This is a genomic window from Microbacterium sp. T2.11-28 (assembly GCF_950097975.1).
Classification (GTDB): Bacteria; Actinomycetota; Actinomycetes; order Actinomycetales; family Microbacteriaceae; genus Microbacterium.
The window spans coordinates 728708-750944 of sequence record NZ_CATNHF010000001.1; the positions used below are offsets into that span (position 1 = coordinate 728708).

At 72.8% G+C, this 22237-nt stretch carries 22 protein-coding genes and 1 tRNA gene; 12 read left to right on the forward strand and 11 right to left on the reverse strand.

Annotation, left to right across the window (positions count from 1 at the left end; all coding sequences use genetic code 11):
• Window positions 1–93 precede the first annotated feature (93 nt).
• Window positions 94–576, reverse strand: a complete 483-nt coding sequence (locus QQZ13_RS03515) for a YbaK/EbsC family protein (RefSeq protein WP_284527724.1) — start codon at window positions 574–576, stop codon at window positions 94–96.
• Between the two features lie 83 nt (window positions 577–659).
• On the opposite strand from QQZ13_RS03515, the gene nhaA reads away from it, so the two are divergent.
• The 3 genes from nhaA to QQZ13_RS03530 are packed head-to-tail and all read left to right on the forward strand — an operon-like array spanning window position 660 to window position 4618.
• Window positions 660–2600: a Na+/H+ antiporter NhaA gene (gene nhaA, locus QQZ13_RS03520; RefSeq protein WP_284527725.1), complete on the forward strand. Its 1941-nt coding sequence runs from the start codon at window positions 660–662 to the stop codon at window positions 2598–2600.
• Entirely contained in the window at window positions 2597–4225 is a 1629-nt protein-coding gene (locus tag QQZ13_RS03525) for a cyclic nucleotide-binding domain-containing thioredoxin-disulfide reductase (RefSeq protein ID WP_284527726.1), read from the forward strand. The genes nhaA and QQZ13_RS03525 overlap by 4 nt, the downstream gene beginning before the upstream one ends.
• Before the next feature lie 42 nt (window positions 4226–4267).
• Window positions 4268–4618 carry a UBP-type zinc finger domain-containing protein gene (locus QQZ13_RS03530; RefSeq protein ID WP_284527727.1) on the forward strand — a complete coding sequence of 117 codons (351 nt, stop codon included), beginning with the start codon at window positions 4268–4270 and terminating at the stop codon, window positions 4616–4618.
• 95 nt (window positions 4619–4713) lie between these two features.
• Here the strand turns inward: QQZ13_RS03530 and QQZ13_RS03535 are convergent, their stop codons facing one another.
• Entirely contained in the window at window positions 4714–5565 is an 852-nt protein-coding gene (locus QQZ13_RS03535; RefSeq protein WP_284527728.1) for a DUF559 domain-containing protein, read from the reverse strand.
• Window positions 5566–5860: 295 nt separating this feature from the next.
• Between QQZ13_RS03535 and QQZ13_RS03540 the strand changes: the two genes are divergently transcribed.
• Window positions 5861–6925 carry a Glu/Leu/Phe/Val dehydrogenase family protein gene (locus QQZ13_RS03540; RefSeq protein WP_284527729.1) on the forward strand — a complete coding sequence of 355 codons (1065 nt, stop codon included), beginning with the start codon at window positions 5861–5863 and terminating at the stop codon, window positions 6923–6925.
• Between the two features lie 56 nt (window positions 6926–6981).
• Here the strand turns inward: QQZ13_RS03540 and QQZ13_RS03545 are convergent.
• Window positions 6982–7054: transfer RNA gene (locus QQZ13_RS03545), tRNA-Ala, on the reverse strand.
• Between the two features lie 60 nt (window positions 7055–7114).
• Here QQZ13_RS03545 and QQZ13_RS03550 point away from each other — a divergent pair.
• Window positions 7115–8323 (forward strand): amidohydrolase family protein, encoded by a 1209-nt coding sequence (locus tag QQZ13_RS03550; protein ID WP_284527730.1) that lies wholly within the window; start codon window positions 7115–7117, stop codon window positions 8321–8323.
• 46 nt (window positions 8324–8369) lie between these two features.
• Here the strand turns inward: QQZ13_RS03550 and QQZ13_RS03555 are convergent, their stop codons facing one another.
• The 3 genes from QQZ13_RS03555 to galU all read right to left on the reverse strand — a co-directional run bounded on the left by QQZ13_RS03555 (window position 8370) and on the right by galU (window position 10966).
• Window positions 8370–9332 carry a large exoprotein gene (locus QQZ13_RS03555; protein ID WP_284527731.1) on the reverse strand — a complete coding sequence of 321 codons (963 nt, stop codon included), beginning with the start codon at window positions 9330–9332 and terminating at the stop codon, window positions 8370–8372.
• A 105-nt stretch (window positions 9333–9437) separates the two neighbouring features.
• On the reverse strand, window positions 9438–10067 hold the full coding sequence (locus QQZ13_RS03560) for a GNAT family N-acetyltransferase (RefSeq protein WP_284527732.1): 630 nt from the start codon (window positions 10065–10067) through the stop codon (window positions 9438–9440).
• A gap of 23 nt (window positions 10068–10090) precedes the next feature.
• Complete coding sequence (galU, locus tag QQZ13_RS03565; protein ID WP_284527733.1) at window positions 10091–10966, reverse strand: UTP--glucose-1-phosphate uridylyltransferase GalU; 876 nt, start codon at window positions 10964–10966, stop codon at window positions 10091–10093.
• A gap of 113 nt (window positions 10967–11079) precedes the next feature.
• On the opposite strand from galU, the gene QQZ13_RS03570 reads away from it, so the two are divergent.
• From QQZ13_RS03570 to mscL, 3 genes are read left to right on the forward strand one after another with little or no spacing between them, the layout of a single operon-like run.
• Window positions 11080–11676, forward strand: coding sequence for a 5-formyltetrahydrofolate cyclo-ligase (locus QQZ13_RS03570; RefSeq protein WP_284527734.1), 597 nt, complete (start codon window positions 11080–11082; stop codon window positions 11674–11676).
• 27 nt (window positions 11677–11703) lie between these two features.
• Window positions 11704–11958, forward strand: coding sequence for an FmdB family zinc ribbon protein (locus QQZ13_RS03575; RefSeq protein WP_284527735.1), 255 nt, complete (start codon window positions 11704–11706; stop codon window positions 11956–11958).
• A gap of 31 nt (window positions 11959–11989) precedes the next feature.
• Window positions 11990–12421 (forward strand): large conductance mechanosensitive channel protein MscL, encoded by a 432-nt coding sequence (mscL, locus tag QQZ13_RS03580; protein WP_284527736.1) that lies wholly within the window; start codon window positions 11990–11992, stop codon window positions 12419–12421.
• Between the two features lie 53 nt (window positions 12422–12474).
• Here the strand turns inward: mscL and QQZ13_RS03585 are convergent, their stop codons facing one another.
• Window positions 12475–12663, reverse strand: coding sequence for a hypothetical protein (locus QQZ13_RS03585; protein WP_284527737.1), 189 nt, complete (start codon window positions 12661–12663; stop codon window positions 12475–12477).
• Complete coding sequence (locus QQZ13_RS03590; RefSeq protein WP_284527738.1) at window positions 12650–16318, reverse strand: AAA family ATPase; 3669 nt, start codon at window positions 16316–16318, stop codon at window positions 12650–12652. The genes QQZ13_RS03585 and QQZ13_RS03590 overlap by 14 nt, the downstream gene beginning before the upstream one ends.
• A gap of 235 nt (window positions 16319–16553) precedes the next feature.
• Here QQZ13_RS03590 and QQZ13_RS03595 point away from each other — a divergent pair, with 235 nt between their 5' ends.
• Window positions 16554–17093 (forward strand): methylated-DNA--[protein]-cysteine S-methyltransferase, encoded by a 540-nt coding sequence (locus QQZ13_RS03595; protein WP_284527739.1) that lies wholly within the window; start codon window positions 16554–16556, stop codon window positions 17091–17093.
• 86 nt (window positions 17094–17179) lie between these two features.
• Here the strand turns inward: QQZ13_RS03595 and QQZ13_RS03600 are convergent, their stop codons facing one another.
• Together QQZ13_RS03600 and QQZ13_RS03605 are read right to left on the reverse strand one after the other, a co-directional pair.
• Window positions 17180–18826 carry a cation acetate symporter gene (locus QQZ13_RS03600; protein WP_284527740.1) on the reverse strand — a complete coding sequence of 549 codons (1647 nt, stop codon included), beginning with the start codon at window positions 18824–18826 and terminating at the stop codon, window positions 17180–17182.
• Window positions 18823–19179, reverse strand: coding sequence for a DUF485 domain-containing protein (locus QQZ13_RS03605; RefSeq protein ID WP_284527741.1), 357 nt, complete (start codon window positions 19177–19179; stop codon window positions 18823–18825). Before QQZ13_RS03605 ends, QQZ13_RS03600 begins: the two co-directional genes overlap by 4 nt.
• Window positions 19180–19313: 134 nt before the next feature.
• Here QQZ13_RS03605 and QQZ13_RS03610 point away from each other — a divergent pair, with 134 nt between their 5' ends.
• The 3 genes from QQZ13_RS03610 to QQZ13_RS03620 all read left to right on the forward strand — a co-directional run bounded on the left by QQZ13_RS03610 (window position 19314) and on the right by QQZ13_RS03620 (window position 21309).
• On the forward strand, window positions 19314–20168 hold the full coding sequence (locus QQZ13_RS03610) for a LuxR C-terminal-related transcriptional regulator (protein WP_284527742.1): 855 nt from the start codon (window positions 19314–19316) through the stop codon (window positions 20166–20168).
• Window positions 20169–20264: 96 nt separating this feature from the next.
• Window positions 20265–20642, forward strand: coding sequence for an Lsr2 family protein (locus QQZ13_RS03615; RefSeq protein ID WP_284527743.1), 378 nt, complete (start codon window positions 20265–20267; stop codon window positions 20640–20642).
• A gap of 55 nt (window positions 20643–20697) precedes the next feature.
• Window positions 20698–21309 carry a flavodoxin family protein gene (locus QQZ13_RS03620; protein ID WP_284527744.1) on the forward strand — a complete coding sequence of 204 codons (612 nt, stop codon included), beginning with the start codon at window positions 20698–20700 and terminating at the stop codon, window positions 21307–21309.
• An 11-nt stretch (window positions 21310–21320) separates the two neighbouring features.
• Here the strand turns inward: QQZ13_RS03620 and QQZ13_RS03625 are convergent, their stop codons facing one another.
• Window positions 21321–22106, reverse strand: a complete 786-nt coding sequence (locus QQZ13_RS03625) for a hypothetical protein (RefSeq protein WP_284527745.1) — start codon at window positions 22104–22106, stop codon at window positions 21321–21323.
• Window positions 22107–22237 lie beyond the last annotated feature (131 nt).

The window sequence follows — 22237 nt, forward strand, 5'->3', positions numbered from 1 at the left end:
GTGCCGTTTCGTCTCGGTCGCTCCGCTCCCTCGCTCGACGACCGGACCGCCCGCGGACCCCGGTCGTTGAGCGAGCGCAGCGAGACGAAACGCTCAGTCCACGCGTGCGACGGTCCCGGCGGTCAGCCGCACCAGCTCGTCGAACGTGAGCGGGAAGACGGTGTGCGGCGTGCCGCCGGCGGCCCAGATCTCCGGGAAGGCGGCGAGCGCCTCGTCGACGACGGTGGGAAGCGGCGAGGGATGACCGGTGGGCGCCACGCCGCCGATCGCCTGGCCGGTGGCCTCACGGACCTGATCGACCGTCGCGCGCACGATCCCGCCCCGCCCCAGCCGCTCGGCGAGCGCGGCGGTGTCGACGCGGTGCGCGCCGCTGGTCATCACGAGGAGCGGCTCGCCGTCGGACCAGAACACCAGACTGTTCGCGATGGCGCCGACCTCCACGCCGAGTGCGGCGGCAGCCAGCGCTGCCGTCGAGGCGGCGTCCGGGAGCACCACGATCTCCCCGTCGATCCCCGCGGCGCGGAGAGCGTCGTGGACCAGGCGGCTGCGCGGGTGGAGCTCGGCGGGCGTCGTCATGCCGTCAGCCTAGAGCGAACGCTGGACGCTTCGCCCCGAGGGGGTGGAGACTGAGTCCGACCCCACCGAAGGAAACCGCACGTATGGCCGCACGCCCCTCCATCGCCTCCCGCATCCGCGCCATGGGCCAGAACCGCATCGGCGCGCTCCTGCTCCTGCTGGCGACCGTGGCGGCGATCGTCTGGGCCAACGTCTCCCACGGGTCCTACGAGACGCTGTGGGAGACCCACCTCAGCATCGGGGTCAACGACCTCCGGCTCGACTTCACCCTGCACGCGCTCGTGAACGACGCGCTCATGGCGATCTTCTTCTTCACGGTCGGGCTCGAGGTGCGGCGGGAGTTCGCGATCGGCGAGCTGACCAGCTGGTCGCGCGCCATGGTGCCCGTCCTGGCCTCGATCGCCGGGCTCGCCCTCCCCGCGCTCCTCTTCGTCCTCATCGCCGCGCCCTCCGGCCACGCCGACGCGTGGGGCGTGGTGATCTCCACCGACACGGCCTTCCTCGTCGGCGCCCTGGCGCTCGTCGGCCCGCGCATCCCCGGGCGCCTGCGGATCTTCCTGCTGGCCCTCGCCGTCGTCGACGACATCGGCGCCTTGACGATCATCGCGCTCGTCTACACCGACACCTTCACCCCGATGCCGCTCATCGTCGCCGCGATCGGACTCGCGGGCGTGTACGCGACCCGGTACCTCCGCAGCGGCCGTGGGCCGGTGTACGCGACGCTCGCGATCATCGTCTGGCTCTCCTTCCTCGCCTCCGGGGTGCACCCGACCCTCGCGGGGGTGGCCATCGCCCTCCTGGTCCCCGTCTACCGCCCGAACCGCCGCGACGTCGAGCACGCGCTCGAGCTGGCCCGGACCTTCCGCCAGTCGCCCAACACCGAGTACGCCCGCGCCGCCGCCAACAGCCTCCGCGAGTCCATCTCGATCAACGAGCGCCTCCAGTCGGCGTACGCGCCGTATGTGGCCTACGTGATCCTGCCGCTGTTCGCCCTCGCCAACGCCGGCGTCGTGGTGAACGGCGAGATCCTCGCCGCGGCCGCCCGGTCTCCGCTCACGTGGGGCATCGTGGTGGGCCTGGTCGCCGGGAAGTTCCTCGGCATCTTCGGCTCCACCGCCCTCCTCAAGCGGTTGCGCCTCGGCGAGTTCGGCCCGGGGCTCACCCTCGACCGCATCGCGGGCGGCGCCGCGCTCAGCGGCATCGGCTTCACGATCTCGCTGTTCATCATCGACCTCGCGATCGACGACGAAGCGGCGCAGAACGAGGCCCGCGTCGGCGTGCTCGCCGCCTCCGTCCTCGCCTTCGTCCTGGCGACGATCATCTTCCGGATCTCGGACGCCGTCCGCGGCGACATCGAGACGGGGCAGACCCTCGCCCGCCCGGTCGATCCGCGGCGCGACCACGTGTGGGGTCCGATCGACGCGCCGTACACGATCGTCGAGTACGGCGACTTCCAGTGCGAGTTCTGCCTGAAGGCGTCGGGGTCGATCCAGGAGGTCATCCGCGAGCTCGACGGCGACCTGCGCTACGTCTGGCGTCACGCGCCGCTCACGACCCAGCACCCGAACGCGCTCGCGGGCGCCGAGGCCGCCGAGGCGGCGTCGCTGCAGGGCAAGTTCTTCGAGTTCGAGCGCGGCCTGTTCGCCGACCAGGAGCACCAGCTGCCCTCGGACATCGTGCGGCTCGCGGCGTCGCTCGGGCTCGACGTCGAGAAGTTCGAGCGCGACCTCGAGTCGGCCGAGGTGACCGGACGCGTGCGCGACGACATGCTCGACGCAGAGGCGATGCACATCACCTCCGTGCCCACCTTCTTCGTCAACGGCCGCCGGCACGTCGGCCCGTACGACGCGCAGTCGCTCATCCGCGCGCTGCAGTCGCCGGCCGACGACGCAGCGGCATCCGCCGGCCCGGCCCCGGTGTCCGTCACGATCGCTTCGCGACCGCCGGACGGCACTGCCGGGACCGCGGCAGGTCCCGGCACCGCCGCCCCCTCGACCACCCCGCCCGCGACGGAGGACACGTGAGCGCCGACGAGACCATCTCCCCCACCCTGACCGACGATCAGTGGGCCCGCCTGACCGCGATCGGCACGACGGAGGAGGTCGCCGAGGGCGACTACGTCTTCCGCTCCGGCGACAGCGACTACGACCTCATCGTCGTCGAGGAGGGCGAGATCGAGATCGTCCGCGACGCGCTGAAGTGGGTCGATGAGGTCGTCATCTCACGCATGGGTCCCCGCACCTTCGCGGGCGAACTCGGGCTCCTCAACGGCCAGGGCGCGTTCCTGTCGGCGCGGGCCACCGGCCCCGGGCGCGTGCGTCGCATCACGCGCGCCGAGCTGCGCCGGCTCATGAACGAGGACGACGACCTGTGCGACCTCATCCTCCACGCGCTGTGGGCACGCCGGGAGTCGCTGCGCAACGGCCCCGCCGCGATGACCCTCAAGTTCGTCGGCTTCAGCTCCTCGAGCGACTTCCTGGCCCTCAGGCGATTCGCGGAGCGGCTCGACCTCGTGCACGTAGCCGTCGCGGTGCCGCCCGACGGCATCGAGTACCTCGTCGGCCACAGCATCCCCGAGGACAACCTGCCCCTCGCCTTCATCCAGGGCGAGCCGATGCCCCGTGCCACGCCCGGCGCCGTGGCCGAACGGCTGGGGCTCAGCTACCAGGCCAACGCCGACGAGGTCGTCGATCTCGTGGTCGTCGGCGGCGGCCCCGCCGGCCTCGCGGCGGCGATCTACGGCGCGTCGGAAGGCCTCAGCACCGTGCTGCTGGACGCCGTCGCCCCCGGCGGCCAGGCGGCGGCGACCTCGCGCATCGAGAACTTCCTCGGCTTCCCCTTCGGGGTCAGCGGCGGCGACCTCATCGGCCAGGCCACCCTCCAGGCGCTGAAGTTCGGGGTCCGGGTCTACGCACCGTGCGAGGCCGTCTCGCTCGCCACCGTCGACGGCGGCTCCGAGCTGGACATCACGCTCGCCGACGGCCGCATCATCCGTGCCCGCGCCGCCGTCATCACCTCCGGCGCCGCCTACCGCCGCCTGGCGCTGGACCGCTGGAGCGACTTCGAGCGCGCCGGCATCTACTACGCCGCCACTCCGCTCGAACTGCGGCAGGTCACCGGGGCGCCGGTGGTCGTCGTCGGCGGGGCGAACTCCGCCGGGCAGGCCGCCCTGTATCTCGCGGCCAACGGCAGCCCCGTCGACCTCGTCGTGCGCGGCACCGATCTGAGCGCCCGGATGTCCTCGTACCTCGTCGACCGGCTCGTCGAGGATCCGCGCGTGCGCATCCACCGCGGCTCGAACGTCGTGGGCCTCGGCGGCGACGCCGAGCTGGAGAGCGTCCGCATCGACAGCGTGGGCGAGGTCGATGCCCGCGGCCTGTTCTGCTTCATCGGGGCCGATCCCGCCACCTCGTGGGTGCCCACGCTCGACCGCGACACCGAGGGGTTCATCCGCACCGGCACCGACGTCGGCCTGCAGTCGCTCGAGCGGTGGCAGCACCTCGGCCGCGAGCCGCTGCCGTTCGAGACGTCGATCCCCCGGGTCTTCGCCGCGGGCGACGTCCGCCGCGGCTCGATGAAGCGCGTCGCCGCCGCCGTCGGCGAGGGCTCCAGCGCCGTCGCCTCGGTCCACCGCGCCCTCGCCGGCTGAGCCGGTGGGCACCCGTCCCCCATCCGAACCGGAGGATCCCCGATGACCGACCTCGCCGCGAGTTTCAACCCGGCCGCCGCCCCCTCGGGCACCGGCTGCGACGAGTGCGACGCCGTCGACGGCTGGTGGGTGCACCTGCGCCGCTGCGCGGCGTGCGGCCACATCGGCTGCTGCGACAGCTCGCCCGCCAAGCACGCCACCGCGCACTACCACCGGACCGGCCACCGCGTCATGCAGAGCTTCGAGCCCGGTGAGGACTGGTTCTGGGACTTCGAGGCCGGCGAGATGGTCGAGGGCCCCGAACTCGCCCCGCCCACCAGCCACCCCGACACCCAGCCCGCCCCCGGCCCGCGCGGCCGCGTGCCCCTGGACTGGCGCGACCACATCGGCTGACCGCCCGGCGGCCGCGTCGGTCGCTCCGGCCGCTCCCCGTGGCAACGGCAGGGCCGACCGACCGAGCCGGGGCCGAGACGGCGCCCAGCCGCTGTTCAGCCTGCTTTTGCCCCGCGGCGCCCGGCCAACGCACCCCGGAGCGCCGCCAGCACCACCTCCGGCCGCCACATGATGTCCTCCGCGATGAGCCGCAGCACGAGGAACCCCTGCGCGGCGGCAGCAGCATCGCGGCGCCGGTCGTTGCGCTGCTCCGCCCAGCCGGTATGGAACTGCGCGCTGTCGCACTCCACGATGAGCCAGCCGTCGACGAGGAAGTCCACGCGCCCCACGCCGACGATGACGACCTGCGGCTCGTACCGACATCCCAGACCTCGCAGCATCAGTCGCACGAGGGTCTCCGGACCCGACTCGGCCCGGGCATCGAGGAGCCTCCGGAGCCGCCGATACCGGCGCGGAAGCCCGGCGAACAGCTCGTCCATGTCATCGACGTCCACGAGCCCGAGGTGCAGTGCGGAGTCGAGCGTCGCGATGGCAGCCCGGGGGTCCTGGCAGGTGACGGCGTCGTGGAGCGCATCGAGCAGCTCCACGCTGAGAGCGCGTGGATGCGGCGTGCGGTGCAGCCGTCGGCGATGCACTCGCGCGCCGGCCGGCCGCGCGGGGAGCCTCGCAGCCGTCGGGGACACGTGCACATGCACCATGGAGCGGTCGCGGACGAACACCCCGCGCCGCCGCAGCTCGGACACGCACGTGAGCCGCCCGCGCAGCTGTCCGGCCGCGACGCACTCCTCCGGTGTGCCGACCGGGCAGTACGCCCCCTGACGCAGCCTGATCAGCGCACCCGCCGCGACCGCCGCGGCGACACCGCGCCACGACAGTCCCTCCGCTCGCAGGTCGGACGTGCGGAGGAACCGCGGGAAGGGAGTATCGCGGATGGTCGACGTCGTCATCCGGCGACCGTGCCGCGTTCATCGACCGCTCGTCGCCCGCTCCGCCCGCGCCGTGGCGGGCCCGGTGAACTCGCGACCTGGGGAGGAGCCGGTGCCGGCGGTGGCAGGAGCAAGGCCCGATGGACCCCACGGCCCCTGCCAGCCGCCGAAACGGCGGTCGGGCCTGCTTTTGCCACGCGCCGCGGGCGGGCCGCCGCGTGACGACCGGGCGCCGCTGGGGCAGAATGGACGCGGATGCCGCAACGCCGCGGCGTCTGCAGCGCAGAGCCCACAAGGCCGGCCGAAAGAGGACGCGATGACGCACACCCCCTTGCCCGAATTCACCCACGAGCGCGTGGAGGTGATCACCGGCAGGCGGAGCGGCCTCGTCATCACCGTCGCGCTGCACTCGTCGGTCCTCGGCTCCGCCCTCGGCGGCGCGCGGCTGTGGACCTACCCTCACTGGTCCGACGCGGTCGCCGACGCCCTCCGCCTCTCCGCGGCGATGACGCTGAAGAACGCGACGGCGGGGCTGGATGCCGGCGGCGGCAAGTCCGTCCTCTGCCTTCCGCCCGGGACCGTCCTGGATGCCGATCGACGACGCGCCGCCTTCCTCGACCTCGGCGACGCCGTCGCGTCCTTCGACGGCCTGTACCGCACGGCCGAGGACGTCGGGTCGACCACCGAGGACATGCTGGTCGTCAGCGACCGCACCTCGCACGTCGTCGGCCTCCCCGACGCCGTGGGCGGCTCGGGCGAGCCGGCAGGGCCCACGAGCCTCGGTGTGTACGAGTCGGTGCGCGCGACCCTGGAGCGGGTGACCGGCAGCGCCGAGGTCACCGGCCGCCGGATCACCATCTCGGGCCTCGGGCAGGTCGGGAGCCGCCTCGCGGTGCGGCTTTCGACCGAGGGCGCGGTCCTCACGGTGACCGATGTCGATCCCGCCAAGCGCCACCTCGCGCTCGAGCTCGGGGCGACGTGGGTGGAGCCGGGCGAGGAGCACCGGGTGCCGGCGGATGTCTTCGTGCCGGCCGGCATCGGGGGGCTGCTCACCGACGAGGTCATCGACGCCCTCGCCGCCGCCGCCGTCTGCGGACCGGCGAACAATCCCCTCGCCGACCACTCCGGCGCCGACCGGCTGGCCGCGCGCGGCATCCTGTACGCGCCGGACTTCGTCGTCAACGCGGGCGGGGTGATCTATCTCGACTCGGAGGCCAAGCGCCTCTCCGGCCGCGAGGAGACGATGACCCGGGTGGCGGCCATCGGTGACACGCTGCGCCGCCTCTACGACGACGCCGAGGCGCAGGGCATCACGCCGCTGGCGGCGGCCGAGGAGCTCGCCGCGTCACGGCTGGCGGCCGGCGCACGGGTTCCGGTCTGAGCGGCCCGGAGACGACGGAACGCCCCTCACGAGGAGGGGCGTTCCGTCTGTTTCGGTGGACCTGAGGGGATTCGAACCCCTGACCTCTTCATTGCGAACGAAGCGCGCTACCAACTGCGCCACAGGCCCGAGAACCTCGAAGAGCCTATCACGGGCGAGACCCCTCGCTCGCACGGCGACAATGGATGGATGCTCCTCTCCGGCCCGCTCTCCTCGCTGCGCAATGTCCGACTCGCCGCCTCCGACGGCACCGTCGCCGCGGTGGACCTGCAGCTCGCCGACGGCGTGATCACGGCCGTGACGCCGACCGGTGCGGCGGCAGATGCGGCGGCGGCAGACGGCGCGTCGCGCGACGGCGGTGGCCTGCTCGCCCTCCCCGGTCTCGTCAACGCCCACGCGCACGTGGACAAGTCGTGGTGGGGTCTGCCGTGGGAGTCCTACGGCGGCGAGGGCGGCACGGATGGGCGCATCCGCCACGAGCGCGCACGCCGCGATGCCCTCGGCATCCCGAGCGTCGGGATCACCTCCCGCGTGCTGGCCGAGCTGGTCCGCCACGGCACGACCGCGATCCGCACCCACGTGGACGTCGATCTCGGCCTCGGACTGCGCGGGATCCACGCCGTCCGCGAGGCGGCCGCCGCGTACGGGGATGCCGTGCGCGTCGAGATCGTCGCCTTCCCGCAGGACGGGGTGCTGCGCCGTCCGGGCGTCCTGGATCTTCTCGCCGACGCCGCCCGCGCGGGCGTCGAGCACATCGGAGGACTCGATCCCGCCTCGATCGACCGCGACCCGGTGGGACAGCTCGACGGGCTCTTCGCGATCGCCGCGGAGCACGGGACCGGCGTCGACATCCACCTGCACGATCCCGCCGAACTCGGCGCTTTCCAGATCGAGCTCATCATCGACCGCACGGCGCGGCTCGGCCTGCGGGGCCGGGTGAACGTCGCCCACGGCTTCGCCCTCGCGCAGGTGGCGCCGGCGCATCGCCGCGATCTGCTGCAGGCGATGGCCGAGCTCGACATCACGATGACGACGGTGGCGCCGCTGCGGCTGCCGCAGCTCCCCCTGACGGAGCTCGATGCGGCGGGGGTGCGCTTCGCGTTCGGCACCGACGGGATCCGCGACCTGTGGAGCCCCTACGGCACCGGCGACCTGCTCGGGATCGCGTGGCAGTACGCGCGGGCGTCGAGCGTCGTGCGCGACGAGGACCTGCGCCGCGTGGTCGAGATCGCCACCGGCGCATCGGGCGCGTTCGCGGGACTCCCCGCGAACGCCCTCCGGGCCGGCGACCGCGCCGACATCGTGCTGGTCGACGCGGAGAACCCGATGGACGCGCTGGTGCGCACTCCGCCGCGCGCGCTCGTGATCGGCGGCGGCCGCGTGCTGTCCGAGGGCTGACGCCGGGAACACGCCCGACCGGGGAACCCCGACCGCAGCAGGCCGACTACTGGCCGACGGCGCGCCGTGCGAGCAGCGAGCGGACGTGCTCCTCGATCGCGGCGTCGTCGACGTAGCCCATCCGGGCGAAGTCGGGAGCCTCGGCCGCGGGTGCACGGCGGGCGGTGTCGATCGACGGCGGAGCCGCGCGCTCGGCGCGCTCCCGGATCGTGTCCTCGACCGCGGCCTGACGCAGCGCCTCCTGCGCGGCGGCCGCGTCGAGGAGCGCGGCGGCCCGCGAGCCGGCCGAGGCGGTCAGCGGACGGGGCAGCTCCCTTGGGGTCCACGCGGCGCGATCCGAGGCGAGCGAGACGTCGGGCACCGAGGCCGGCGCGGACGCCGCCTGCCGGGCCGTCTGGCCCGAGACAGCGCGGCGCACGGCGGCCCGCTGCACCGTGGACATGCGGTGGAGCATGGCCGCAGCGAGGACGGCGACGAGGCCACCCGCGACGAGCGGAGCCGGGGATCCGGAGCGGGCGAGGTCGATGGCGCCCCATGTCGCCAGCGCGAGCGCGGCGAGGGCGATGACCGTGGTCGACAGGCGCGCGCGACGCCGTGCGCGGGCACGGCGGGCGGCGGGATCCTCGGCGGCGATCGCGGCGTCGGCGAGGGCGCGCTCGCGGGCGGCGAGCGCACGCTGGCGGGCGACGGCGGCCTCCGCAGCGGCGCGCGCCTGCGCGGCCTCGTGCTCGGCGCGGGCGGTCTCGCGAGCCAGCTCCTCCTGCTCCGCCTGCGCGCGGCGGGCGAGCTTCTGCTGAGCGAGCGCCGTGCGCGCCGTGAGCTCCAGCCGCACCTCGTCGGGGGTCTCGCTGGTCTGCGCGAGCACCCGGAGGGCCTGATTCAGCCGCACGGCGTTGCGCTCGGCGGCGTTGTAGCGGTGGCGTCCCTGCCACGACGGCAGCAGGTAGACGAGCCAGAGGAGCACGGCGACGAGAACGATCACCCCGCCGCCCAGTACCTGCCCGTCCATGGGGTCAACGGTAGGTGCCGCAGGCCGGGATCGCCCGGCACCGGCGGGCGTGTCTCAGGTTCGACCTCAGGTTGAAGTCTCGGCCGGCGCGCGCGGCGCGATCGGTCAGTGCGCGATGCGGTCACGCGGCGGGATGGTGGCCGCGTCGGCGGGCGCGCGCCCGGTGAGCCAGCGGGTGAGCACACCCTCGGGCACGTCCTCGCGGACGAGGGCGAAGCAGTAGTGGTCGCGCCAGTCGCCGTCGATGTGGATGTACCGGCGCCGCAGGCCCTCATAGCGGAAGCCGAGCTTCTCGACGACGCGCAGACTCGCCACGTTCTCGGGTCGGATGCAGATCTCCATGCGGTGCAGCCGCAGCTCATGGAAGCAGAGGTCGGTCGCGAGCGCCACGCTGGTGGGAGTGATGCCGCGACCGGCGAACCGCTCGCTCACCCAGTACCCGATGGTCGCCGACGAGAGCGAGCCTCGCGAGACGCCCCAGACGTTGAGCTGTCCCGCGATCTCGCCGTCGTACTCCATGACCAGCGGCACGCCGGCGCCGTCGCGGTACTGCTGCAGCAGTCGCCGCACGCCCAGCCGCATGTCGAAGGACACCGGACCGTCGGGGCTCGTCGCCTCCCAGGGCCGCAGCCACGAGCGGTTGGAGAGGAGCTCGGACTGCAGCACGCGCGCGTCGCGCTGACGCACGAGGCGGATCGAGATCGGGCCGTGTGCGCGCGGCATCGTCAGGTCCATCTCACCCCCCTCGCCTGGCGGCGTCAGAGATTGGCCGCGAACTCCTTCAGCCAGGGGCGCAGGTCGGGTCCGAGGTCCTCGCGGTCCGCGGCCAGCTGCACGATGGCCTTGATGTAGTCCAGCCTATCTCCGGTGTCGTACCGGCGACCACGGAAGACCACGCCCAGCACGCCCTCGGTCAGTGCGAGCTCCTGCAGCGCGTCGGTCAGCTGGATCTCGCCGCCCTTGCCCGGCTGGGTGCGATCGAGGATGTCGAACACGTTCGCGTTCAGCACGTATCGACCGATCACCGCGTAGTTGGAGGGCGCGTCCTCCTTCGGGGGCTTCTCGACGAGACCGGTCACCCGCACGATGTCGGGGTCGTCGGTGGCCTCGACGGCGGCCGCGCCGTACATGTGGATGTGGTCGGGGTCGACCTCCATCAGCGCGATGACGGTGAGGCCGGTGCGCTCGTTGGCCGCGATCATGGTCGTCAGGAGGGCGTCGCGCTCGTCGATGAGGTCGTCGCCGAGGAGCACGGCGAACGTCGAGTCGCCCACGTGCGCGCGGGCGCGCAGCACCGCGTGGCCGAGTCCGCGCGGCTCGCCCTGGCGGACGTAGTGGATGTCGGCCAGGTCGCTGGACTCCTTGACCCGCAGCAGCCGATGCAGGTCGCCCTTGTTGGTGAGGTTGGTCTCGAGCTCCGGAACGGCGTCGAAGTGATTCGAGATGTTGTTCTTGTTGCGGCCGAGGATGACCAGGATGTCGTCGATGCCGGCTCCCACCGCCTCCTCGACGACGTACTGGATGGCCGGCTTGTCGACGACCGGGAGCATCTCCTTGGGCATGGCCTTGGTGGCGGGGAGGAATCGGGTTCCGAGTCCGGCCGCAGGGATCACTGCCTTTATCCGAGAGGTCATGGGTCCCACCCTACTGACCGACCGGGACGCCTCGGTGCCGCCGGCCGCCGCGCGAAACCGAAGACCGGATCGTTCTCGGCGATCTCCCTCCCGCAGCCGCCTACAATCGGAGCATGACCGGGGCGACCGACAACGCGAAGCGCGCACTGCGCGCGGAGCTGCGCGAACGTCGGCAGCAGCGCTCCGAGGTGTCGCTCGAGGCGGACGCCCGCGGCGTGAAGGCCCAGCTCGATCGGCTCGTCGCCGACCATGCTGCCTCCTCGATCTCCTGCTTCCTGTCGGCGCCCACCGAGCCCGGCACCCACGACTTCATCGTCGACGCGGTCCGTCGCGGCATCCGCGTGCTCCTTCCGATCACGCGCTCGGACGGGCTGCTGGACTGGGCGGTCGCCGACGAGACCGGCGACATGGTCGAGGGACTGTTCGGCACACCGGAGCCGGTCGGAGAGGTGCTGAGCCCGTCCGCCGTCGACGACGTCGATCTGCTGGTCATCCCGGCGGCCGCCGTCGACCGCACGGGGATGCGGCTGGGATGGGGCCGGGGCTACTTCGACAAGACCCTCGGCTCGATGGAGCACTGCCCGCCCGTCTACGCCGTCATCTTCGACTCCGAACTCGTCGACGAGGTCCCGAGCGAGCTGCACGATCAGCCCGTGACGGGCGTCGTCACCCCCACCCAGACCGTCGTCCTCGCGTCATCCCGACGCTGAGAGCGACGCCTTCCCTGCGAGGATCACATGCCCACCTACGCCTACGCCTGCAAGCAGTGCGGCCACCGTTTCGACATCGTCCAGTCCTTCTCGGACGCCGCGCTGACCGAGTGCCCCGAGTGCGGCGGCACGCTCCGCAAGCAGTTCGGCACGGTCGGGGTGACCTTCAACGGCTCGGGGTTCTACCGCACCGACTCGCGCGCCGGCGGTGGCGCGGGCGGCTCGACTTCGACATCATCGAAGTCCGAGGCGACGTCCTCGCCCGCAGCCGCGGGTTCGTGAGCCGGCCCCCCGGCGGAGACAGGAGCATCCGATGATCAAGGGCTTCAAAGACTTCATCATGCGCGGCAACGTCATCGACCTCGCCGTCGCCGTCGTGATCGGCGCGGCGTTCACCGCCGTCGTCAACGCCATCGTCGCGTCCATCATCAACCCGCTGATCGAGCTGGTCTGGAAGGCGGACGAGGCTACGGGTGCGGTCGGACCGACCGTCATCGGGATCCACGGCGATCCGGTCACCTTCCCCATCGGCGGACTCATCTCGGCGATCATCTCCTTCCTCGCCGTCGCCATCGTCGTCTACCTCGTCTTCGTCTACCCGATGAACCGCTTCAAGGAGCGCGCGGCGGCCAAGGCCGGCGTCGCCGAGCCCGAGGGCGAGAAGCTGCCGACCGAGCAGGAGCTCCTCGTGCAGATCCGCGACCTGCTGCAGAAGCAGGACACCACGCCGCCGACGGCGCGCTGACGGCTCATCACGGCTCCCGCGGCGCCCACGGGTCCGGCGCCGGCGCCGGCGGATCAATAGTGCGGCGGGACGTCCCGGCGCAGGCGCTCGTCGTTCGGACCGGATGACGCGGTGTCCGCCGCCGGTGCGGTCTCGTCGACGACGGGCAGCTCCGGCGCGGCGTCGGTCCCGGGCGCGGGCGTCAGCTGCGCGCGGCGCGAGCCGGCGACCCGCACGATGCGCTGGCGCTCACTCCCCGACATCGAGGGGCTGGGTCTCCGTGTCGGCCGTGGGCGTCTCCGGCTCGACGCCGAGGATCGCGGCGATCCGCCCGGCGACGCCGGCGGGGTCGCTGTAGAGGTCGAACGCGTGCACCCGCACGTAGTGCCATCCCAGGCGCCGGAGCGTCTGCGGGCCGAGCCGCAGGGACTCGCGCAGCGACTCCCCCGTGGTCTCGGGGTCGCTGACGGCCACGACGGCCTTGCCGTGGTGCTGGGCGACGAGCGGGAGAAGGCCCCGGTAGTCGACGTCGACGGCGATGCCGAGGCGGCGCAGATGCTGGGCGAGGATGAGGGTGAGCGGGTCGGCGAGGTCCTCGAGCCGGGCCTCGCGGGCGCGGGCGGCGATGCCGTTCAGGATCGACATGAGGGTCGCGGCGCCCGACTCCAGGCGCCCCTCGTCGAAGGACGACGGGCGGATGGACGACACGATCACCATCGAGCGGCGGGCGCGGGTCATGCCGACGGTCAGCAGCCGCTCGCCGTCGGGGCCCGACAGCTCGCCGAAGTCGCTCAGCACGCGGCCGTGCTTTGTGAGGCCGAAGCCGAGGGAGAAGACGACGCGGTCGCGGCTCTCGGCCACCGACTCGTCCAGGCTCAGCACGGCGAAGGGCTCCGCGGTCTCGCGTCCGACGAAGTCGGCCACGTCGCTGCGGCCCGCGAACGCCGAGGCGACGGCCGCACGCACGCGCTCCGCGTGCCGCGGGGAGGCGGTAACGACCATCAGGGACTCCGACGGCCGGTTCACCGCGTGCTCGACCACGAGGGTGACGACGCGGGCCACCTCGGCGTCGGGGCTCTCGACGGCGCCGGTCTCGGGATCGGGGGTCCCCGTGCCGCCCTCGACGTAGTCGACGCTCAGGCTCCCGCGACCGAGGTAGGAGCCGGCCCACGGCAGCGAGACGAGCTCCCCGCCGTAGAACGCGTCGTTGACGAGCTCGGCGAGGTCCTCGCCGCCGGCGCGATAGCTGCGCGTGAGCGTCTCGACGGGCACCAGCTCCGCCAGCCGCTCGAAGACACTCGTGTCGTCGAACGGGAGCTCGTCGCCGTCGAGGTCGTCGGAACGGCCGGCGGCGATCTGGAACGGCGTGGGCTTCTGGGTGACGGGGTCTCCGAAGAGCACCACCTGTCGCGCCCGGCGCAGGGCGGGGGCGACCTCGGCGAGGCAGGCGGCCGCGGCGTCGGCGACGATCACGACGTCGAACTCGGGACGGTCGGGAATGGCCGGCACGTCGTAGGGCGAGGCGATCCAGACCGGCGCCAGCGTGCGCAGGAGCGTGGGGGCGGCGGCGACCAGCTCGGCGGCCGTCGCGGTGCCGGCCCGCAGCGCGGCCTTCAGCGCGGTGGCCTCCTGCGCCTCGTCGACGATGGCGATCTTCCAGCGCGTGGCGAGCTCGGCGGCCAGGAGCGGTCCGGCGAACGAGGCGTGGGCCTCGTCGACCAGCCGGAAGTCGCGCTCGAGGCGGTCCACCACCGAGGTGTTGGCGCCCAGGAGGGCGCGGTCCGAGCGCAGCATCGCTTCGAGCGCCGACTGCCACCAGGTGAACTCGAACTCGGCGGCGACGTCCTCCTCGGGGACGTGACGCACCGACAGCTCCGTCAGCAGCCCCTCGAGGCCGAGCTCGGCGAGCTGGTCGCGCAGCGTCGCGCGCTCCACGAGGTTGTCGAACACGTCCGACTCCGCCGCCAGGCCCGACAGCGTCCGCAGCAGCTGCGGGATCGGGAGCGAGGCGAGCGGCTCGGAGCGGCCGAGGGCGGCGTCGAGCGTCGCGAGATCGGCGTTGACGCGCTGCCAGGCGGTGGCGACGTCGTCCAGTCCGAGCGGGATCTCGGGCGTGACGCCCGCGTCGACCAGCCGCTGCCACTGCGTGCGCTGCTGCTGCACGCGCACGAGCGACTCGTGCATGTCGCCGATGTGCATGCCGGGCCGCACGTACTCGCGCGACAGGCGGCGCAGGCGCCGGCGGTTGGCGCTGGACATCGTCGGGGCGTCGCGCCGGTTGCCGTGCGCCTGGATCAGCTCGCCCAGCGGGCGCTCGAACACGGTGACGCTGAACCGGTCGAGCGACGCGCGGATCCCCTGCAGGAGCCGCACGTACGCGCCCATCTCGGCGATCGTGCCGAACGGGCGCATGCGCGTCTGGGCGATCAGCTCGTAGCCGCGCTCGAGGATGCCGGGGACATCGACGCGGTGCAGCCGCCCCGCCAGCGTGTGCGCGGAGCGGGCGGCCTCGGTCGTCGCGAACGACACCCCGTACCAGGGCGAGTCGTTCGGGCCGAAGCGGAACTCGCCCAGCCGGGCGGCGTCGGCGAGGGCGGCGGCGGCCTCGGCGCGGCGCGTCGACAGCCGCTGCAGCGTGGTCAGGTCGAAGCGGGTGGTCGCCGAGGGCTGCGGGGAGCGGGCCGCGATCACGGCGAGGGTGCGCAGCGCCTCGAGCGGGGACACCCCCAGGTTCGCGTGCCGCTGCGTGAGCGCCCCGCGGTAGTCCCGCAGCACCGTGCGCAGTCGCACGAGGGCATCGTCGACGTCGGCCATCTTGGGCGCGACCGCCTTCTCATTGCGGGCGATCGCGCGGATGAGGTCGCGGTGCAGATGGCGCGGGGTGACGGCCAGCCCCGGGAGCCCGATGCCGGCCAGCCGGTGGCGTACGCCGTCGAGGGTGGAGCGGCGGGTGCTCACCACGAGCACCCGCTTGCCCGCACGGACCAGCTCGCCGACGGCGTTGATGACCGTCTGGGTGCCACCGGTGCCGGGGAGGGTGTGGACGGCGAGGGACTGGCCGGCGACGATCCGCGCGAGCACGGCCTCCTGCTCGGCGTCGGCGTCCAGCAGCAGGCGGTCCGACGCGGGCGACCGGTCGTCGGCGCCGACGAGCGGCGGCAGGGCGCGCACCAGCGACAGCGACTCCCGTTCGGCGTCGTGCCCGGCGAGGGCGTCGAGGACGGGGTGGTCCAGGCGCGCGGCATCGCGCTCGAGGTCGGACGCGACATCGGCGAACGTCGAGACGATGAGCCTCGGGAGCACCGTGAAGGTGGGGATGTGCGCGGTCAGCGCCCGGAGGTGGTCGATCACGGGCTGCGGCTTGAACACGCCGTCGTCGTGAGCGAGTGCGGCGAGCGCGCGGCCGTCGACCGCGATGCCGAAGTGGGTGCGGGCGGCGGCGACCAGCTCGGGGTTGATGCCGAACTCGCCGTGGAGCTTGAGATCGAAGTCGGTGTGGTGGCGGCGGATCGCGAGCGGCCGCAGCAGCACCGGCGCGGTGTAGGCGACGCCTCCGATGCGCCACGACGCGATGCCGACCGCGAGGTGGACAGTGTCCAGTCCGCGCGCCGTGCGCAGCTCCACGTCCTTGGCGGCGATGCGCTCGGCGGCCAGCCGCGCCGTGCGCAGGGCCACCTCGTCGCGGAACAGGTTCGACAGCAGGGTGGAGCGCCCCGTGATGAACTGGGGCAGGCTCCCGGGGTGGGCCTTGGTGATGTCGATGCCCGCGTCGCCGTCGTCGCTGTAGTGGAGCAGGGTCGAGCGGCCCCCCAGCTGCGCGGCCTCCTCGCGGAGGCGGTTGCGAGCGGGGTCGGCGACGTGCGCCACCTCGACGCCGGGCTCCGCCACCTGGAGCGTCCCGGGGGTCGCGGAGGTCACCGTATCCTCGTGCTCGGTGTCTTCTGCACCTCGCACGGCGCCACCATCTCCTCGCCACACACGAGTCACCTTAGGCACCGCGCCCGGTCGTTCCCTGTATCCGCCGCCGAGTTTCGCGGGATCGACGGGCTCCGCCGGCCCCCGCGGCTCCTCCCCACCCCGCCGCAGGCCGGTCGCGTCTCCCCAGACGGCGCCGGGATCCCGCCGCCCGGCCGGCGACCACCATCATGGAGCCATGACCTCCGCAGCGTTCCACGTGCATCCCACTCCTCTCGGACCGGTCCTCCTCGTCGTCACCGACCGGGGACTCGTGAGCCTCGACGTGCTCGACGGTCCGCACGACGATGCGCTCGAGCGCGTGAGCCTGGCCCTTCGGACGGTGCCCGAACAGGACGCGGCAGCCGCTGCGGAGATCGCGGCACAGCTCGACGCCTACTTCGCCGGCACCCGCACCCGCTTCGACCTGCCCCTGGACTGGCGGCTCGTCCAGAGATTCGTCCGCGACGCCCTCGAGGCCGTGTGCGAGATCCCCTACGGCGAGACCGCGTCCTACGGCGAGGTCGCGATCGCCGCGGGCTCCCCCGGCGCGCATCGGGCGGTGGGCTCGGCGTGCGCGCGCACGCCCGTCTCGATCATCGTGCCGGCGCACCGCGTCGTGCGCTCCGACGGATCGATCGGCGAGTACGGCGGCCGACCGGAGCACAAGCGCTTCCTCCTCGACCTGGAAAGCCGGGTGGCACGGGCACGGGCCGAGGAGGGGAACGCCGGCGCGTAGGCCGCCGGCACCGGGACGGCCCCGGCTCCGCGGTCATCCGCGAGGCCGGGGCCGTCCCATGGAAAGGGTCCGTCAGACCCGATCCGTCAGTGCGAGGTCGCCTTCTCGGCGCCGTGACCGGTCAGGGAGCGGACCTCCATCTCGGCCGCCTTCACCGGGTCCTCGCTGCGCCGCGAGGTGACCGATCCGAGCCAGCCCAGGAAGAAGCCGAGCGGGATCGAGACGATGCCCGGGTTGTTGAGCGGCCAGATGGCGGTGCCGACGTTCTTGAACACGCTGGTCTCCGTGCCCCAGAACACCGGCGAGAGCACGATGAGGATGATCGCGGCGGCGAGACCGCCGTACATGCTCCACACCGCGCCGCGCGTCGTGAACCGGCGCCAGAACAGCGAGTACAGGATGGTCGGGAGGTTGGCGGACGCGGCCACGGCGAACGCGAGCGCCACCAGGAACGCCACGTTCTGCCCCTGCACGCCGATGCCGCCCAGGATGGCCAGCACGCCGATCACGATCACCGTGCGCCGGGCCACCTTGACCTCGCCGTCGGGCGGGACGTTCCCCTTCTTCACGACGTTGGCGTAGATGTCGTGCGCGAACGACGCCGCCGCCGTGATGGTGAGTCCCGCCACGACCGCGAGGATCGTCGCGAAGGCCACCGCGGAGATGAAGCCGAGGAGGATCGGGCCGCCGAGCTCGAGCGCCAGCAGCGGCGCCGCGGAGTTGACCCCGCCGGGGGCGGCGGCGATCCGCTCGGGACCGACGAGAGCGCCCGCGCCGTAGCCGAGCACCAGCGTCAGCAGGTAGAACAGGCCGATCAGCCAGATCGCCCAGACCACCGACCGCCGCGCCTCCTTGGCCGTCGGGACCGTGTAGAAGCGCATCAGCACGTGGGGAAGGCCCGCCGTGCCGAGCACCAGGGCGATCGCCAGCGAGATGAAGTCCCACGGGTTCTTGCCGTACTGCAGCCCCGGTCCGAGGATGGCCTCGCCCTGGGGAGACGCGGCGACGGCCGCCTCGAGCAGCGTGTTGAGGTTGAACCCGTTGATGGCGAGCACCCAGATGGTCATGACGATCGCGCCGCCGATGAGGAGGAACGCCTTCACGATCTGCACCCAGGTCGTGCCCTTCATGCCGCCGACCAGCACGTAGACGATCATGAGCAGGCCGACGACGGCCACGACGATCGACTGGCCCAGCTGCTCGGTGATACCCAGCAGCAGCGACACGAGACCGCCGGCACCGGCCATCTGCGCCAGCAGGTAGAAGAAGCAGACGGCCAGCGTGGTGATGGCCGCCGCCATGCGCACCGGAGCCTGCTTGAGCCGGAACGACAGCACGTCGGCCATCGTGAACTTCCCGGTGTTGCGCATGAGCTCGGCGACCAGCAGCAGGGCGACCAGCCACGCCACGAGGAAGCCGATCGAGTAGAGGAACCCGTCGTAGCCGTTGATGGCGATGGCTCCGCAGATGCCGAGGAACGACGCCGCGGACAGGTAGTCGCCCGCGATCGCGAACCCGTTCTGCGGGCCGGTGAACGAGCGCCCGGCGGCGTAGTAGTCGGCGGCCGTCTTGTTGTTGCGGCTCGCACGGATGACGATGAACAGCGTCACCGCCACGAACGCACCGAAGATCGAGATGTTCAGGATCGGATTGTTGTCGACCGTGGTCCCGGCGGCCTCGATCGCCGCCCCCACCTGCTCCCACCACGGTCCCTGCGCCTGCCGGGCGGTCATGCGCCGGCCTCCCGGCTCTCGAGGTCGGCACGGATCTCCGCCGACACGGGGTCGAGCCGGTGATTGGCGTACCAGACGTACCACATCGTGATGCCGAAGGTGGTGACGAACTGACCGAGACCCATGAGCAGGCCGATCGTGATGTCACCCGTGACCCGCGTCGACATGAACTCCGTCGCGAACGACGACAGGAGCACGTAGGCGAAGTACCAGACGAGGAAGACGATCGTCAGCGGCCAGACGAAGCTGCGGTGCCGCTTCTTGAGCTCTCGGAAGGTCGGGGAGTCCTCGACGGCGACGTAGTCGATCGTCCCTGCCGGTGTGGGGGGCGGTGATGCGGATGGTGCGGACATGCGATGGCTCCTATCCTTCTGAGCCGTCGTCATCGACGGCTGCTGCGCCGGTCTCCGGTGACCGCCGCGGTGGTATCGTCGACCCTACGAAAACGGATGACGCAGCCGTCACCCCCGGAAGTAGGTACACCGCGATGGCATTGTCCGGCCTCGCCTCCGACGCCGACCTGATGGCGCATGCCATCGGCGACCTCGCCACCCGCACCGGCCTTCCCGTCGCCTTCGGCGGCTACGAGCGCGAGGAGGCCGTCGAGGTCACCTCCGTCGTCGGCAACCGCACCGCGCACCTGGCGGGCCTCGTCGTGCGGGCCAGCCGCGGGCTCGGCGGGCGCGCGATGGTCGAGAAGCGCCCGCGCCTGGCGCTGGACTACAAGACGTCGCGCCACATCACGCACGACTACGACCGGGTGATCCTCGGCGAGGGGATCTCGACGCTGTTCGCGGTGCCGGTGCTCGTCTCGGGCGTGACACGGGGCATCCTCTACTGCGGCTCGTGGAACCAGCTCCCGTTCGGCGAGAACGTGGCCCGCAACGCGGTGGCCGTCGCCAATGACCTCGCCACCGAGCTGCGCGTCCGCGAAGAGGTGCAGCGCCGGCTGTCTCAGCTCCCGCAGCCCGAGTCGGCTCCGCTGATCGCCCCCGCGGCGCGGGAGCAGCTGCGCGAGTCCTACGCCGAGCTGCGCTCGATCGCCGCGGAGATCACCGACGCGGGGCTGCGCGAGCGCATCGCGGGCCTGGAGAGCCGACTGGCCGCCCTGTCCCGCGAGGACGCCGACCCGCACGACCACCTGGACGTGCGGCTGTCCCCCCGCGAGACCGACGTGCTGGCGTGCGCGGCGCTGGGTGCCACCAACAGCGAGATCGCGGCCACGCTGCAGCTGCGCGAGGGGACGGTCAAGTCCTACCTGCAGTCGGCGATGTCCAAGCTCGACGCCTCCACCCGTCATGCGGCGGTCGCCAAGGCGCGGCGCGCCGGCATCCTGCCCTGAGCGGCCACGACGGACCGACCGGCCACGACGGACGCCCGCGGCATCGCCTCGACTCCCGAGGTGTCGCGCACCGGCGGCGCTGACTAGGCTCGGTCCATGGCTCGCAGAATCGTGCATCAGCTCGTCGACGATCTCGACGGCACCGTCCTGGAGGTCGGCGCCGGGGAGACGGTGCTCTTCTCGCTCGACGGCGTCGCGTACGAGATCGACCTCACCGATGAGAACGCGGCCGCGCTGCGCGACGCGTTCGCGCCCTACATCGCGGCGGCGCGATCGGTCTCCGCTCGCACGGGGGCATCGCGCGCGAGCACCGGCACCCGCTCCGCGGCCGCGCGCGGCACGCGCACCCAGCGCCGCGCAGGCCAGCGCGACTACGGCCCGGTGCGGGAGTGGGCGGCGAAGAACGGCTACACGCTCTCCGAGCGCGGGCGCGTGCCGGCCGCCGTGCTCGAGGCGTTCGACGCCGCGCACTGACCGCACGCCTGTCAAGGCCCTCGGCGTCGTGACACGCGCGCCGTAGCGTCGGCGCATGACAGCGCTCACCGCCCTCGCCCTCAACTGCACCCTCAAGCCGTCGCCCGCCGATTCGAGCACCGATCTGCTGCTCTCCCAGGTGATGACCGAGCTCGGCACCCACGACGTCACCGGGACGACGGTGCGGGTGGTGGACTTCGACGTGCGGCCCGGCGTCGAGACGGACATGGGCGACGGAGACGAGTGGCCGAAGATCCGCGAGCTCGTCCTGGCCGCGGACATCGTCGTGATCGGCACGCCGATCTGGATGGGCCACATGTCGAGCATCGCCCAGCGGGTGCTCGAGCGGCTGGACGCCGAGCTCTCCGAGACCGACGAGCAGGGTCGCCCCATCCTCTTCGACAAGGTCGCCGCCGTGGCCGTGGTCGGCAACGAGGACGGCGCGCACCACGCCACCGCGGAGCTCTATCAGGGGCTCGTCGACGTCGGCTTCACGGTCGCAGCCCAGGCCGCGACGTACTGGAACGGCGAGGCGATGCAGACGGTCGACTATCGCGAGCTCGACGAGACGCCCGAGGCCGTGGCCAATGCGACGGAGATCCTCGCGCGGACGAGCGCGCACCTGGCGCGCGCGCTCCGCGCGCAGCCGTACCCGGCCGCCGACTGAGTCGGCTCGCCTCAGCTCTCGGTGCCCGGGTCGGGGGCGTTCGCGACGAACACATGGACCTCGTCGCCGACGACCGCGAACCGCACCGCCGTGACGTCGCCGAGAGCGGCCCGCGCGGTGGCGGACAGGTCGCTGTCGACGGTCGACACGTCGATCACCGCTTCGAAGCCCGGCGCCGAGCACGCGCCGCGCGTGCCGCGCGAGTCGAACTCGTCATTCCTGTCGGGCTGCAGCTCGACGAGGATGCACCGGCCCTGCTCGTAGTCCAGTGCGCCGGTCGACACGTGCATCCCCAGGAAGTCCTCGTAGCGCTGCGCCTCCGACTCGGGACTGAAGAAGACGGTGTTGGGCGGCGCATCGATGGGATGCAGGATCGCGTAGGGCTGCTCCGGGAGCGCCGCGACCCAGAGCGTGATCGGGACGGTCACCGCGACGACGCCGACCGCGGTGAGCGCGCAGGCGGCGACGACGGTGCGCCAGGCACGCCGCCGCGGCGGCGGCGCGGTCGTGCCGTCGCTCCCGTCCGAGGGCAGCGCCTCGCCGGGCGCTGCGGCGGGCGCGTCGGCCGGAGACCCCGCCGCGGCGCTCGTGCGCGGCGCGTCGGGAGTCGTGGCGGCGGTCGTCGGCTCGGGCGCGGGGACTCCCGGCGGCGGATCGAGCACCCGACCTCTGACGCGCACGCGCTCCTCCAGCGCACGCAGGCGCGTCACGGCGTGGTGGTCCGCGGTGATGTCGGCGTCCGGCCCGTAGGCGCGACGCCGGAGCGCGGTGAGCTCGTCGTCGAGACTGTCCCCCATGGCTCCACTCTGCCACGGCGCCCACCCGCGGTCACCGGGGTCGTCGCGATCCCGCGCGGCCCGCGCCGACGCCGCGCGCCGCTCCCCCACCGCGTTTCGCATTTCGGCTCAGCGCGCTTCGGCTGCGGGCC

Coding starts and splice junctions, on each gene's coding strand:
- QQZ13_RS03515 (WP_284527724.1), bottom strand. CDS start 576: ATGACGACGCCCGCCGAGCTCCACCCGCGCAGCCGCCTGGTCCACGAC.
- nhaA (WP_284527725.1), top strand. CDS start 660: ATGGCCGCACGCCCCTCCATCGCCTCCCGCATCCGCGCCATGGGCCAG.
- QQZ13_RS03530 (WP_284527727.1), top strand. CDS start 4,268: ATGACCGACCTCGCCGCGAGTTTCAACCCGGCCGCCGCCCCCTCGGGC.
- QQZ13_RS03535 (WP_284527728.1), bottom strand. CDS start 5,565: ATGACGACGTCGACCATCCGCGATACTCCCTTCCCGCGGTTCCTCCGC.
- QQZ13_RS03540 (WP_284527729.1), top strand. CDS start 5,861: ATGACGCACACCCCCTTGCCCGAATTCACCCACGAGCGCGTGGAGGTG.
- QQZ13_RS03550 (WP_284527730.1), top strand. CDS start 7,115: ATGCTCCTCTCCGGCCCGCTCTCCTCGCTGCGCAATGTCCGACTCGCC.
- QQZ13_RS03555 (WP_284527731.1), bottom strand. CDS start 9,332: ATGGACGGGCAGGTACTGGGCGGCGGGGTGATCGTTCTCGTCGCCGTG.
- QQZ13_RS03560 (WP_284527732.1), bottom strand. CDS start 10,067: ATGGACCTGACGATGCCGCGCGCACACGGCCCGATCTCGATCCGCCTC.
- galU (WP_284527733.1), bottom strand. CDS start 10,966: ATGACCTCTCGGATAAAGGCAGTGATCCCTGCGGCCGGACTCGGAACC.
- QQZ13_RS03570 (WP_284527734.1), top strand. CDS start 11,080: ATGACCGGGGCGACCGACAACGCGAAGCGCGCACTGCGCGCGGAGCTG.
- QQZ13_RS03575 (WP_284527735.1), top strand. CDS start 11,704: ATGCCCACCTACGCCTACGCCTGCAAGCAGTGCGGCCACCGTTTCGAC.
- mscL (WP_284527736.1), top strand. CDS start 11,990: ATGATCAAGGGCTTCAAAGACTTCATCATGCGCGGCAACGTCATCGAC.
- QQZ13_RS03585 (WP_284527737.1), bottom strand. CDS start 12,663: ATGTCGGGGAGTGAGCGCCAGCGCATCGTGCGGGTCGCCGGCTCGCGC.
- QQZ13_RS03595 (WP_284527739.1), top strand. CDS start 16,554: ATGACCTCCGCAGCGTTCCACGTGCATCCCACTCCTCTCGGACCGGTC.
- QQZ13_RS03600 (WP_284527740.1), bottom strand. CDS start 18,826: ATGACCGCCCGGCAGGCGCAGGGACCGTGGTGGGAGCAGGTGGGGGCG.
- QQZ13_RS03605 (WP_284527741.1), bottom strand. CDS start 19,179: ATGTCCGCACCATCCGCATCACCGCCCCCCACACCGGCAGGGACGATC.
- QQZ13_RS03610 (WP_284527742.1), top strand. CDS start 19,314: ATGGCATTGTCCGGCCTCGCCTCCGACGCCGACCTGATGGCGCATGCC.
- QQZ13_RS03615 (WP_284527743.1), top strand. CDS start 20,265: ATGGCTCGCAGAATCGTGCATCAGCTCGTCGACGATCTCGACGGCACC.
- QQZ13_RS03620 (WP_284527744.1), top strand. CDS start 20,698: ATGACAGCGCTCACCGCCCTCGCCCTCAACTGCACCCTCAAGCCGTCG.
- QQZ13_RS03625 (WP_284527745.1), bottom strand. CDS start 22,106: ATGGGGGACAGTCTCGACGACGAGCTCACCGCGCTCCGGCGTCGCGCC.